Source organism: Cupriavidus nantongensis (assembly GCF_041726985.1).
Lineage (GTDB): Bacteria > Pseudomonadota > Gammaproteobacteria > Burkholderiales > Burkholderiaceae > Cupriavidus > Cupriavidus nantongensis_A.
This window is the reverse complement of sequence record NZ_CP168303.1, coordinates 1916164-1928901: the sequence shown is the minus strand read 5'-3', so window position 1 is coordinate 1928901 and position 12738 is coordinate 1916164. Positions and strand designations below refer to the sequence as shown.

The following is a 12738-nucleotide window of genomic DNA, read 5'->3' as shown; positions in this document are numbered from 1 at the left end:
GCGCCCAACAACCAAAGCTATCGCTATCGTTTAACAGGAGAACACTGATGGCTATCACGCTGCCCGCGGGCATGAAGATTACCGGCGAAATCCTGCCGGCCTATGAAGATATCCTCACGCCGGAAGCCCTGGCCCTGGTAGACAAGCTGCACCGCGCCTTCGAGCCGCGCCGTCAGGAACTGCTGGCCGCGCGCGTCGAGCGTGCCAAGCGCCTCGACGCCGGCGAAGTCCCCGATTTCCTGCCGGAAACCAAGAGCATCCGCGAAGGCGACTGGAAGGTTGCGCCGGTGCCCAAGGCGCTGGAATGCCGCCGCGTGGAAATCACCGGCCCGGTCGAAGCCAAGATGGTGATCAACGCCTTCAACTCCGGCGCTGACAGCTACATGACCGACTTCGAGGATTCCAACACCCCCAACTGGCATAACCAGCTGCAGGGCCAGGTCAACCTGAAGGCCGCGGTGCGCCGCACGCTGACGCTGGAATCCAAGGGCAAGCAATACAAGCTGAACGACAAGATCGCCACGCTGCAGGTGCGTCCGCGCGGCTGGCACCTGGACGAAAAGCACGTCACCATCGACGGCAAGCGCGTCTCGGGCGGCATCTTCGACTTCGCGCTGTTCCTGTTCCACAACGCCAAGGAGCAGATCGCCCGCGGCGCCGGCCCGTTCTTCTACCTGCCGAAGATGGAAAGCCATCTGGAAGCGCGCCTGTGGAACGACATTTTCGTGATGGCGCAGAACGAAATCGGCCTGCCGCAAGGCACCATCAAGGCCACCGTGCTGATCGAGACCATCCTCGCCGCGTTCGAGATGGATGAAATCCTGTATGAGCTGCGCGAGCACAGCGCCGGCCTGAACGCCGGCCGCTGGGACTACATCTTCTCGTGCATCAAGAAGTTCAAGAACGACAAGGACTTCTGCCTGGCCGACCGCGCCAAGGTCACCATGACCGCGCCGTTCATGCGTTCGTACGCGCTGCTGCTGCTCAAGACCTGCCACCACCGCGGCGCGCCCGCGATCGGCGGCATGAGCGCGCTGATCCCGATCAAGAACGATCCGGAGAAGAACGCCATCGCCATGGAGGGCATCATCAGCGACAAGCGCCGCGATGCCACCGATGGCTACGACGGCGGCTGGGTGGCGCACCCGGGCCTGGTCGAGCCGGCCATGAAGGAATTCGTCGCGGTGCTGGGCGACAAGCCGAACCAGTTCGAGAAGCAGCGTCCGGACGTGCAGGTGAAGGGCGCCGACCTGCTGAACTTCCAGCCGGAAACGCCGATCACCGAGCACGGCCTGCGCATGAACATCAATGTCGGCATCCACTACCTGGGTGCCTGGCTGGCCGGCAACGGCTGCGTGCCGATCCACAACCTGATGGAAGATGCCGCCACTGCGGAGATCTCGCGCTCGCAGGTGTGGCAGTGGATCCGCTCGCCCAAGGGCAAGCTGGAAGACGGCACCAAGGTCACGGCCGAGCTGGTGCGCAAGCTGATCCCGGAAGAGCTGGCCAAGGTCAAGGAACTGGTTGGTGGCGACACCAGCACCTATGATCGCGCCGCGGAGATTTTCGAGCAGATGTCGACGTCGGAGGACTTTGCCGAGTTCCTGACGCTGCCGCTGTACGAAGAAGTCTGAGCAGGCCGGCACTTGCAGTCAGAAACCGCAGCTTCGGCTGCGGTTTTTTTTTGCTTTCCACGCGCCGGCGGCCGCGTTAAGCCCGCCTTACACCTGTCATGCAGTGCAGCAATACAGCGTAAGTACTTGTAACTTAGGCGCCGAAGGCTGCACCTTTCTTGTCCTGTCTTCAATACTTTTTGGGTTTATCCCTAGGGCCTGAATTGGAGAAAACACTCTAGGATGCGGGTTCGATGGTGCGCTGCAAGATTGGTGGCGCGGCACGCTGGGAACGCGTTGTCGTGACTAAGTGCCAGCGCCGGCGCGCCATTCCGTCCGATCCACCCACAGGAGATCTGCATGTCACCTTTTACGCCCGAACAATTTGCTGCGGCGCAGAAGTCCAACGTGAGCCATTTGTTCGCGCTGACGAACACGGCGTTTGAAGGTTTCCAGAAGCTGACCGAGCTGAACCTGCAGACCCTCAGGGCCACGCTCGCCGAAGGTCAGGAAAACGTCGAAGCGGTGCTGTCCGGCAAGGACGTGCGCGAAGTGTTCGCGGCCCAGGGCAACCAGGCCCAGCCGGCTGCCGAGAAGGCGGTGGCGTATGCCCGCCACGTCTATGAAATCGCCTCGAATACCCAGGCCCAGCTGAGCAAGGCCGTCGAAGCCCAGTACGAGCAGCACAACCGCAACGTCCAGGCCTTCGTCGACACCTTCGTGAAGAACGCGCCGGCCGGTTCGGAGGCGCTGACCGCGCTGCTGCAGTCGGGCGTTGCCGCGGCCAACACCACTTACCAGTCGTTCCAGGACGCCGCCAAGCAGACCGCAGAAGTCGCCAAGGCCAACTTTGCCAAGTCCGCCGCAGCCGCGTCGGCCACGGCCGCGAACGCTACGCCGCGCGCCGCGAAGGCGTAACAGCACGGCGCTGGCCCGGCAACACCGGCCAGCGCGCTACACACAGATCGCAGGCATGCAGGCCGGGAACCCCGCGTTCCCGTGCCCGCGGCACCGCGACACCATATCTTCCCGCCTCATCGATGCGCACCGGGACCGGCACGGTCCGTCCCGGCATGGCCGCGCTTTGCCTGCGCGACGGTAGCGGGAACTTGCTCGGGGACTACCGGGGGAATGTCCCTTCCTGCAAGGCAGGGGTCTTTCAACTCACGACAACGACGCAATCAGCATGACGAAGAGAATCGCATTGGTAACAGGTGGCATGGGTGGACTCGGCGAGGCTATCAGCATCCGGCTGCACGACGCCGGCCATGCCGTGGTGGTGACGCACTCGCCCGGCAACGCCAACGCCGGGGACTGGCTGGCCACGATGGCGGCCAGCGGCCGCGAGATGCGCGCCTATGAGGTCGACGTATCCGACTATGACGCCTGCCAGGCCTGCGCCACGCGCATCCTGGCCGACGTCGGCCACGTCGACATCCTGGTGAACAATGCCGGCATTACGCGCGACATGGCGTTCAAGAAGATGGACAAGCCGAACTGGGATGCGGTGATGCGGACGAATCTCGACTCGGTGTTCAACCTGACCAAGCCGCTGTGCGAAGGCATGGTCGAGCGCGGCTGGGGCCGCATCATCAATATCTCGTCGGTGAACGGCTCCAAGGGCGCGTTCGGCCAGACCAACTATGCCGCGGCCAAGGCCGGCATGCACGGCTTCACCAAGTCGCTGGCGCTGGAAGTGGCGCGCAAGGGCGTGACCGTCAACACGGTCTCGCCGGGCTACCTGGCCACCAAGATGGTCAATGCCGTGCCCCAGGAGATCATGGAGAGCAAGATCCTGCCGCAGATCCCGGTGGGCCGCCTCGGCAAGCCGGAGGAAGTGGCCGCGCTGGTTGCCTACCTGTGCTCCGAGGAGGCGGCCTATGTGACCGGCTCCAATATCGCCATCAACGGCGGGCAGCACATGCAGTAAGGAGGACGGGGCCGGGATCCCCGCATGGATCCTGGCCCGCTTCCGTTCACGCTTCCGCAAAGTCCACGCCGAAAGCGCCGGCCAGGCGCCGGCCGCTGGCCATCGTTGCGTTCCGCCGCAAGCCGGATTCTTGTCCATACTGAAGCTTGACCGGCGGAGCGCCTCACCTTCGCCGCGAACCAACGCTACCGCTGAAGGCGCGGGCGCGGGCGTGGGCGCGCAGGCCCGCGAAGCGGCCTGCCGTCGGACTCCATTGCACGGGAGGTGCTGCCATGGCGGACATCGAACAGGACAAGGTTGTCGGCGTCCTCAACCGGATCCTCGAGGCCGAGCTCGCCGGCGTGGTGCGCTACACGCACTATTCGCTCCTGATCTTCGGCTTCGGGCGCATCCCGATCGTGTCGTGGCTGCGCGAGCAGGCCAACGAGTCGCTGCTGCATGCGCAGCAGGCCGGCGAGTGGATCACCACCCTCGGCGCCTATCCTTCGCTCGGCATCGGCGAGCTGCTGGACGCCCACACTCAGGATATCGGCGCGATCCTGCGCGAGTCGCTGGCCACGGAGCGGGAGGCGCTGGCGTTGTACCGTGAACTGCTCGGCCTGGTCGAGGGCCGCTCCGTTGCGCTGGAGGAGTATGCGCGGCAGTTGATCCAGCTCGAGGAGCTGCATGCAGGCGAGGTCGAGAAGATGCTGCGCAAGCCCGGCGCGCCCATGATCCCCGATCCTGCCGGACGCGCCGACCCAGGATAAGGCTGGCATGGCATGACGGCCTGTTGCCGGCACGCTCACTTGCTGCCGTCGCGCGCATCCCCGCCGATCGCGTCGACGATGATCATGGTGCGGTCCAGCACGCCGCGCTCGTCGAAGTACGCGCTGAAGTGCGCCGGCTGGTACGCGCCGGCGTAGAGCCGGTACGACCAGGCCTCGCGTTTCATCATCGGGTAATACTCGACCGGCTCGCGCGGCAGGCCGAAGTGCTCGGCCACATCCTGCTTGGTCCACACGCCCGGGCGCGCGGCGTAGATTTCCTTCTCGGTCAGCATCTGGCGGAAGCTGGTCAGCTTGCCGCCGGCGTCGAAGTCGGCGGCATACACCTCGAAGCCGAGCGGCTGCTTGGAATAGATCCAGCGGCTGGTGCCGTTTGCGAGCGGATAAGTTTCGGAAGGCGCGCCGAAGGTATCGCGCACGGCGCTCTGCGGGCTGCCGATCATGTTCTGCGCGGTCTGCATGGGCTGCAGCGTTGCGCAGGCACTCAGCAGGGTTGCCGCGGTGGCGGCCAGCCAGACGGACAGGCGATGGCGCATGGTGGGTCTCCGGTAAGCAGTGCGGACGGGAATCCGTTCAGCATAGCGCAACGCATCCGGGCACGTGCTGCCGCTGCGGCTGTGCCGCGCGTTACCAGCCGAAGCGGTAATCCTTTGCCGGATGCAGCCGCCAGGTGCCGTCGCCCGGCAGTTCCAGCACCTGGTGGTGATACTTCAGCAGCGTGGGCCGGTGGCTGACGCTGACCAGCGTCGCTTGCAAGCCCGCCAGCAACTGGTACAGGGCGTCTTCGTTGCTGATGTCGAGGGCGCTGGTGGCCTCGTCCAGCATCACATAGCGCGGCCTGGCCAGCAGCACGCGCGCGATGGTCAGCCGCTGCTGCTCACCCAGCGACAGCACCTTGCTCCAGTCCACTTCGGTGTCGAGCCCGCCGAAGCGGCCCGCGATGTCGCGCAGGTTGACGGTATCCAGCAATTGCAGCAGCTCGTCGTCTGCGACCTGCCGGCCGACATGATTGGGATAGAGCAGTTGGCTGCGCAGGCTGCCGACCACCATGTACGGATGCTGCGGCAGGAACAGCATGTCCTGCGGCGCGGGCCGAACGATGCGGCCCGCGCCGCTGTTCCACAGGCCCGCGATCGCGCGCATCAGCGAACTCTTGCCGCCGCCGCTGGCGCCGACGATCAGCAGTCCCTCACCGGGGTGGATCGACACGCTCAGGTCGGTGACCAGCGTGCGCTCCTGGTTGGGCGTCTGCAGCGTGACATGTTCCAGCGCGAGCCGTGCATCCTGCCGGGATTCGATGGTGCTGGCCGCCCGCTGCGTGCTGGCCTTCTTGCCGGTCAGGGTGCTGGAGAACGTGTCCAGGCGGTCGAGCCCGGCCACGAACCGGCTCAGGTCTTCAAAGTTGTCGACGATCACCGTCAGCGCGTTCAGCACGGCGGCGAAGGCGCCCGCGGCGCGGATCGCGCTGCCGACCTCGAGCTCGCCGTCCAGCACACGCGCGGCCACGATGGCGCTGGGCAGCAGGATAGTCAGGAAGCCATAGCCGTACTGGAACATGTTCAACCAGAGCTGCCACCTGATAAGCCGCTCGAAATTCTGGAACGCCTTGCCGAAGCGCCCGCGGACATGGGAAGACTCCTGCGGCTCGCCGCGATAGAACGCAATCGACTCGGCGTTCTCGCGCACGCGGATCAGGCTGAAGCGGAAGTCGGCCTCGCGCTTGAGCTGGTAGAAGTTCAGGCCGATCAGCACCCGCCCGAAACAGGCGATCGAGACAAAGGTGCCGGCGATGGCGTACACCACCAGGAAATAGACCAGCTCCCTGGAGATCATCCACAGCACCGCGCTGAACGCGATCAGCTGCAGCAGCGCGCCGATACCGATCGACAGGAAGAACAGCGACTGCCGCGTAAACGTGTTGATGTCCTCGGAGATGCGCTGGTCGGGATTGTCGATGCCGGCATCCGCATTGAGCTTGTAGAAAATGCGGTTCTTGAAATATCCGTCCAGGTAATGGTGGGTCATCCAGCGCCGCCAGTGCAGGCCCAGCATGTTGCGGATGTAGTAATAGACCGCGTAGACGGGGATGGCGACGATCAGGATATACAGGCAAGTGCGGATCGAGGCCCAGAAGCGCTCGGCGTCGCGCGCTGCCAGCGCCGAGGTGAATTCGCCGGTCTGCTCGTTGATCAGCACCTCGGCCTGGGTCTGGCCCAGCAGCAGCAGGATCAGCACCAGCAGCAGTCCGGCGGCCTTCCATCGCTCCTGCGAGACCCAATAGGGTTTGGCGATCACCCAATAGCGGGTCCAGACGTGCCGCGTCGACGTGGCGGGGCGTTTGCCGGGGGGCGTAGTGCTGTCGGCCACCTGCGGCTCGGGCACGGCGCTCATAATCCACCTCCGGGGTGCTGAGCGGATTTCATTATCGTCACATGGCGGCACGGCTGCGGGCGCGGACCGCGGCGCGGCGGAAAATGACTATTGAAATATAGGCCAGCAAAATCGATGCCTGGCGCTTTTGCGCGAGCCCGGCCCGCGCGGGCGCCAGGCGCCACTGGCGTGGCTTGACGCGGGCGGCGAAGCTGATTCCAATCCCGGGTGACCGTTTCCCTATCACAGGCCGCCCCCGCATGGACCGCTTCGACGCGCTGCAACTCTTCACCCGGATCGTGGAACTGGGTTCTTTCACCCGCGCCGCCAGCGCCTTGGACATGCCGCGCGCCACCGCGACCCACGCGATCAAGGAACTCGAGGCGCGCGTCGGCGCCCGGCTGCTGGAGCGCACCACGCGGCAGGTGCGCCCGACGCTGGACGGGCAGGCCTTCTACGAGCGCGGCAAGCGCGTGCTGCAGGCGCTGGAAGACGCCGAGACCTCGCTCAGCACCCAGGTGGCCGACCCGCGCGGCACGCTGCGGCTGGACCTGCACGGTACCCATGCCACGCTGATCATCCTGCCGCGCATCGGCGAGTTCCGCGCGCGCTACCCGCATATCGACCTGGTCATCAGCAGCGGCGACCGCCTGGTCGATCTGATCGGGGAGGGCATCGATTGCGTGGTGCGCGCCGGCCGGCCGCGCGATTCGTCGCTGGTGGCGCGGCGCCTGGCGGAGATGCCCGAGGTGCTGTGCGCCAGCCCCGCCTACCTGGCGGAGCACGGCACGCCCCAGCATCCGTCGGAGCTGGCCGGACACGTCGGCGTGGGCTTCTTTTCCCGCAACCATGACAACCGCTACCCGTTCACGCTGACCGTCGATGGCGAGGTGCGCGCATTCAGGTCCAGCGGCTGGATCTCGGTCAGCGATGCCGAGTGCTATACCAGCGCGGCGCTGGCCGGCTGCGGCCTGATCCAGGTGCCGCGCTTCCGCATTGAAGACCATTTGCGCGCCGGGCGGCTGGTGCCGGTGCTGGAAGCCTGGCCATGCCCGGATTTGCCGGTGTCGGCGCTGTACCCGTTCCACCGCCAGCTGGCGCCGCGCGTGCGGGTGTTTGTCGACTGGGTGGCGAGCATCTATGCGGAACGGTTCGGGGCGCCGCGGGGCACAGCCGGCGCTGCGCATGGTGGAAACCCGGGCGTGTCCCCGGCCTGAACACTCACTAAGATGAAAGACCCGCCGCCGCTGCGGCGCACAACGACAATGCGGAGACTTCATCTATGGATCGTCGACAGTTCCTGAGCACCGCGGCACTCGCGGTGGCGGCCGGCGTGGCGCCGCACGCCCTGGCCCAGCAGTGGCCCACGCGCGCCATCCGGCTGGTGGTGGCCTATCCGCCGGGCGGCGGCACCGACGTGGTGGCGCGCCTGTTCGCCGACTACCTCGCGCGCGTGGTCGGGCAGTCGGTGGTGGTGGAGAACAAGCCCGGCGGCGCCACCATTCCCGCCACGCAGGACGTGATCCGCGCGAAGAACGACGGCCAGACCCTGCTGGTGACGCTGGGCTCTTCGGCCACCTCGGGCGCGCATATCAACCGTGTGCCCTACGATCCCTTGACCGACCTGACCGCGCTCGCCGAACTCGGCCGCGCGCCGGTGCTGCTGGCCGCCAACAAGGACGCGCCGTATAACACGCTGAAGGAACTGGTCGCCTACGCCAAGGCGAATCCGGGCAAGCCGATCCACTCGGCCTCGTACGGTCCGGGCACGTCGTCGCACTTCGGCCCGCTGCTGTTCAACCGGCTCGCCGGCACCCATCTCGAGCCGGTGCTGTACAAGGGCTCGGCACCGGCCACGCAGGACCTGGTGGGCGGCGTGGTGCCGCTGATGATCGACGGCCTGACCACCGGCGTGCCGCTGTACCAGGCCGGCAAGACCAAGGTGCTGGCCACTACCATCCCGGAGCGCTCGGAACTCGCGCCCGGCGCGCCCACGTTCCGCGAACTGGGGTACCCCGAGATGGAGCAGCTCAGCGGCTATTTCGCGCTGTTTGGCCCCAAGGCCATGCCCCGCGAGACGGTGGAGGCAGTCTCCGCCGCGGTGCGCAAGGTGCTGGCCGATCCCGCCTACCACAAGCGGCTGGCGGGCGTGGGCGTGCTGCCGCCGCAGGCGGTCACGCCGGACGCGTTCGCCGCGCAGATTCGCGCCGACCACGCGCGGTGGGGCCAGTTCATCAAGGACATCGGCTTCAAGATCGAGGGAAGCTGATGCCCCGGCGCTTCACGCGTCGTCTTGCTGGCCGGCCTGTGCCCGGGTGCGCACCGCCGCTTTTTTCTTCGCCTTGCCCTGGTTGAACGCGATCGCGGCGCGGACCAGGGCCTTGAGCGCGCGTGCGTCGATCTTGTCGCCCTCTGCGAGGTCGATCGCGCGCCATTTGTTGCCGCCCAGGCCGGCGTTGAAGAGGTGATCCGGGTCGGGCAGGCTGGCGCCGTTGGTAAAGGTAATCTTCACCTTGGCCTTGTGGGCATTGGCGACGGCGATCATGCCGTCGCGCGACCATACCGGGCTGCCCATCCATTTCCATTCCTCGACGATGCCGCTGTCGGCGGCGAGGATGGCCTTGCGCAGGCTGGCCATAGTCTGGCCGCGCCAGTCGGCCAAGCCCGCGATCAGCTGGTCGATCTGTTCAGACGGAGTCATCGATGCTCGTTCCTCAAGGTTCTGGCTGACCGGCTTATCATAGCCGCTCAGTGCGGTCTCGCCGACCAACGTCAACCAGGGGAGTTCGGCCATGGCCAACAGCACGTCCCGGACCCCGGCAGGGGGTGCGCGCAAGCCCGCGCGAAAAGCCAGCGGCGGGCCCGCCACCGGCAAGCCGGTGCTGCTGGCAGGCGGCAATCCGCAGATTCCGAAAGGCGATGGCGATGCGCCGGTGCAAGCCTATCTCGCGGCGATGCCGGGCTGGAAGCAGGATGCAGGCCGGCGTCTGGACGCACTGGTCGAGCGCAACGTACCCGATGTGAACAAGGCGGTGCGCTGGAATTCGCCGTTCTATGGCAGGGCGGGGCAGGGCTGGTTTCTCAGCTTCCATTGCATGACCCGCTACATCAAGGTGGCGTTTTTCCGCGGCATGTCGCTGGACCCGGTGCCGCCGGTTGAATCGAAGGACAAGGACACGCGCTATTTCCATATCCACGAAGGCGAGAACTTCGACGAGGCGATGCTGGCGCACTGGATCCGGCAGGCCGCGGCGCTGCCGGGGTGGAAGCCCTAGCCAGGCGCCGCGCGACCATCGCGTGCCAAAGCGCTTCCCCCGAACGGGGCGTTCCACGGCGGCGAAATTCGCCTACCCTCGCAAGCTTCATCGGCCGGCGGCCAGTTGCCGCAAGGCTGCGTCTTCACGATCGTGCCCGCGACGAGCGCGCATCCTGTCGGAGATTGCATGAAGGTAGACCCCCTCCGTGACTGGCAATACGCCGAGACCGTGCTGAACGCGCGCACGCCGCAGGAAGTGGCACAAGTGGCGCTGCGCGCGGCCCGCGCCATGGGCTTCAACCACCATGCCTATGTCATGAAGCAGCCCGTACTCGGCCCGCAGGACGACAACGACTTCGTCTGCTTCCACGATTTTTCGGCGGACTGGGCGCGGGCGCGCTATGAGCCGCTGCGCGCGAAGCGGCACGAGCATGGCGACGCGCGCGTGGCGCATGTGCGCGCGGGCATGCCGGCGACGTCGTGGAATGCGCTGGGCGAGGTCGACCACACGCGCCGCGATATCGGGCAGAGCGCGCGCAAGCTGCTGCGCAGCGCGGGCGAGCACGGGCTCAACGCGGGCCTGACCATTCCGCTATGGACGCCGGGGATCGACTGGGCCTTCATGACGCTGACCACCGATGCCACCTCCGACCTGCGCGCGCTGCGCACCACGCTGGCGCCGATGAGCTACTTCGCGCACTGCCTGCATTCCGCATTGCGGCGGCTGCAAGGCGAGGCCGCGCGCCCGGCGCTGAGCCGGCGCCAGCGCGAGATCCTGCAGTGGGCGGCGATCGGCAAGACCACCTGGGAGATCTCCACCATCCTCGGCATCAGCGAGAGCACCGTCTACTTCCACCTCAACGTTGCCGCCGACAAGCTCAATACGCGCGGGCGCCAGGCCACCTGCGCGCGCGCGGTGGCGCTGGGGCTGCTGTCGATCTGACACCGATGGCTTTAACCGGGCGGCCGGCCGTAAGCGCGGAGAAGCCCCCGGGGCAGCACCTTCCCCGGGGGCTTGCAGTCAGCGTGCGGTCAGCGCGACAACCGCGCGTCAGTTGGCCGGCGTGTAATAGCGGCCCGCGATACGGGTGCCGGCGTCGCTCCACTGGTTCCAGACCAGCGCCGCATTGCCGTTCTCGTTCACCGCCAGCGCGGGAATCGCGGCGGTGTCGCCGTAGCTCTCGCCCAGCGCGGCGGTGCCCCAGCCGGTGCCGGCGACATAGCGGTTGGTCCACAGGTCGGCCACGCTGCTGCCCTCGGGCTCCTGGGTCCAGGCGACAAAGCCGTTGCCGGCGCCGTCCAGGCCCACCGTCGGCAGGCTGGGCGTGCGCGTGCTGGCGCCGAGCAGCACGGTCGCGGTGCCCCAGGCGCCATTGGCCGGGGCCACGCTGGCCACCAGCGTATTGTCGTTGCGGCCCCAGGCCACCATGGCGTCGCCGCGCGCATTGACCGACAGCCGCGCCTTGCTGATAAAGGCCTCGGCCACCGGCGCCGCCACCGCTACCGGGTTCTGCCAGGCCGAGGTAAAGCGCCTGGCGTACAGTGTGCTGGCCACGCTGCCGTTGGCGACATCGGACTGGCCCCATACCAGCGTGGCGTTGCCGCTGCCGTCCATGGCGATGGCCGGATAGCCGAGCGAGCGGTCGATACTGTCGTCGCGCACCAGCTCGCTGGGCGCGTCCCAGCTGCCGCCGCTGAAGCGGCTGGTCCAGATGCCGTTGCTGGCGAGGTCGGTCAGTTCCCACACGGCAATCGCCTCGCCCGAGGGCGCCACGGCAACCTGCGGGCGCAGGTTCTGGATGCCGGCGTCATTGGGTGTCGCGAACATCGATTCCGTGCCCCAGCCGCTGGCGGCGGTGTAGCGGTTCGCGACGATCTTGAACGGGCCGAACTGGCCGTCGCGCTGGCTCCACACCGCGATCGCGTTGCCGCTGGCGTCCATGCCAACCTGCGGCTGCCCGGCCAGTCCGGCGCCGGTCTCGATGCGCGCCAGCGTGCCCCAGCCGGCGGCCGGGTCGAAGGGCCTGGCCCAGATGTCGTAGGCGCCCGCGCTGGTCAGCTGCGCCCACACCACCATGGCGCGGCCGCTGGCGCGATCCATCGCGATCTGCGGGCCGTCGGTGGCGCCGGCGGCGTCGTTTTCCAGCGCAACCGGCGCGCTCCAGCCGGAACCCGGCACGTAGCGGCTTGCCAGCACGCTTTCGTTCGCAGTGCCCGCATCGAGCTGCATCCAGACCGCGATGGCGTTGCCCGCGGCATCGATGGCGACGTTGACAGTGCCCGCGCCGGCCTCGGTGAAGGGCGCCGGATCGGTCCAGCCTGCCGGCGTGGGCGTGCCGGGGTTGCCGGGGTTGCCGGGGCCAGGGTTGCCGGGGTTGCCGGGGTTGCCAGGTGTTCCCGGGGTGCCAGGGTCGCCGGGATTGCCGGGGTTGGAGTGCGGTGTCGTGCTGTTATCGTCCCCGCCGCACGCGGACAGCGCCGCGCAAATCGCCATCAGCAAAATCGTCTTACGCATTGAGTCTTCCCTTTCGGATCTTGTTCTTCAACGATCAATTCGCGGCCGGGCCGGCATGGCGGCGCTGTGGAGGCCGCAGCGGGCGCGGCGCCTGGGCCTGGCGCGAATTGCCACTGGCGAGAATAGGGAAAGGCGGGCAGGGTGGCGCGCCGACCCTGTGGGATTCCACAGGGTGGCCGCAACGCGCGGCGGCGGCTCAGCGGCGCTGGCCGATGCCGTCGTGCCGCGCGATGGCAGGGGCCTCGACCCGGACTCGGAAGTGATCCGGCGCTACCGCGTCTGCTGGC

At 67.2% G+C, this 12738-nt stretch carries 12 protein-coding genes; 8 read left to right on the top strand and 4 right to left on the bottom strand.

Going from position 1 to position 12738, the window contains the following annotated elements:
* Positions 1 to 47 precede the first annotated feature (47 nt).
* From aceB to ACEI37_RS20070, 4 genes are all read left to right on the top strand, one after another.
* Positions 48 to 1634: a malate synthase A gene (gene aceB, locus ACEI37_RS20085; RefSeq protein WP_373377887.1), complete on the top strand. Its 1587-nt coding sequence runs from the start codon at positions 48 to 50 to the stop codon at positions 1632 to 1634.
* A gap of 339 nt (positions 1635 to 1973) precedes the next feature.
* On the top strand, positions 1974 to 2531 hold the full coding sequence (gene phaP3 / locus ACEI37_RS20080; protein WP_373377886.1) for a TIGR01841 family phasin PhaP3: 558 nt from the start codon (positions 1974 to 1976) through the stop codon (positions 2529 to 2531).
* A 268-nt stretch (positions 2532 to 2799) separates the two neighbouring features.
* Complete coding sequence (gene phbB / locus ACEI37_RS20075; protein ID WP_373377885.1) at positions 2800 to 3543, top strand: acetoacetyl-CoA reductase; 744 nt, start codon at positions 2800 to 2802, stop codon at positions 3541 to 3543.
* Between the two features lie 272 nt (positions 3544 to 3815).
* Positions 3816 to 4292, top strand: a complete 477-nt coding sequence (locus tag ACEI37_RS20070) for a bacterioferritin (protein ID WP_373377884.1) — start codon at positions 3816 to 3818, stop codon at positions 4290 to 4292.
* 35 nt (positions 4293 to 4327) lie between these two features.
* On the opposite strand, the gene ACEI37_RS20065 is transcribed toward ACEI37_RS20070, so the two are convergent.
* Complete coding sequence (locus tag ACEI37_RS20065; protein WP_373377883.1) at positions 4328 to 4846, bottom strand: hypothetical protein; 519 nt, start codon at positions 4844 to 4846, stop codon at positions 4328 to 4330.
* A gap of 91 nt (positions 4847 to 4937) precedes the next feature.
* Positions 4938 to 6701, bottom strand: coding sequence for an ABC transporter ATP-binding protein/permease (locus ACEI37_RS20060; RefSeq protein ID WP_373377882.1), 1764 nt, complete (start codon positions 6699 to 6701; stop codon positions 4938 to 4940).
* Between the two features lie 239 nt (positions 6702 to 6940).
* On the opposite strand from ACEI37_RS20060, the gene ACEI37_RS20055 reads away from it, so the two are divergent.
* Together ACEI37_RS20055 and ACEI37_RS20050 are read left to right on the top strand one after the other, a co-directional pair.
* Entirely contained in the window at positions 6941 to 7897 is a 957-nt protein-coding gene (locus tag ACEI37_RS20055) for a LysR family transcriptional regulator (RefSeq protein WP_373377881.1), read from the top strand.
* 65 nt (positions 7898 to 7962) lie between these two features.
* A complete protein-coding gene (locus tag ACEI37_RS20050) occupies positions 7963 to 8949 on the top strand; it encodes a Bug family tripartite tricarboxylate transporter substrate binding protein (RefSeq protein WP_373377880.1) in 987 nt (328 codons plus the stop codon).
* A 12-nt stretch (positions 8950 to 8961) separates the two neighbouring features.
* Here ACEI37_RS20050 and ACEI37_RS20045 read toward each other — a convergent pair whose 3' ends face one another.
* Positions 8962 to 9381 (bottom strand): DUF1801 domain-containing protein, encoded by a 420-nt coding sequence (locus tag ACEI37_RS20045; RefSeq protein ID WP_373380288.1) that lies wholly within the window; start codon positions 9379 to 9381, stop codon positions 8962 to 8964.
* A gap of 91 nt (positions 9382 to 9472) precedes the next feature.
* Here ACEI37_RS20045 and ACEI37_RS20040 point away from each other — a divergent pair, with 91 nt between their 5' ends.
* Both ACEI37_RS20040 and ACEI37_RS20035 read left to right on the top strand, forming a co-directional pair.
* Entirely contained in the window at positions 9473 to 9955 is a 483-nt protein-coding gene (locus ACEI37_RS20040) for a DUF1801 domain-containing protein (RefSeq protein ID WP_373377879.1), read from the top strand.
* A 168-nt stretch (positions 9956 to 10123) separates the two neighbouring features.
* Positions 10124 to 10879, top strand: a complete 756-nt coding sequence (locus ACEI37_RS20035; RefSeq protein ID WP_373377878.1) for a LuxR C-terminal-related transcriptional regulator — start codon at positions 10124 to 10126, stop codon at positions 10877 to 10879.
* A gap of 108 nt (positions 10880 to 10987) precedes the next feature.
* Here ACEI37_RS20035 and ACEI37_RS20030 read toward each other — a convergent pair whose 3' ends face one another.
* On the bottom strand, positions 10988 to 12451 hold the full coding sequence (locus ACEI37_RS20030; RefSeq protein WP_373377877.1) for a hypothetical protein: 1464 nt from the start codon (positions 12449 to 12451) through the stop codon (positions 10988 to 10990).
* Positions 12452 to 12738 lie beyond the last annotated feature (287 nt).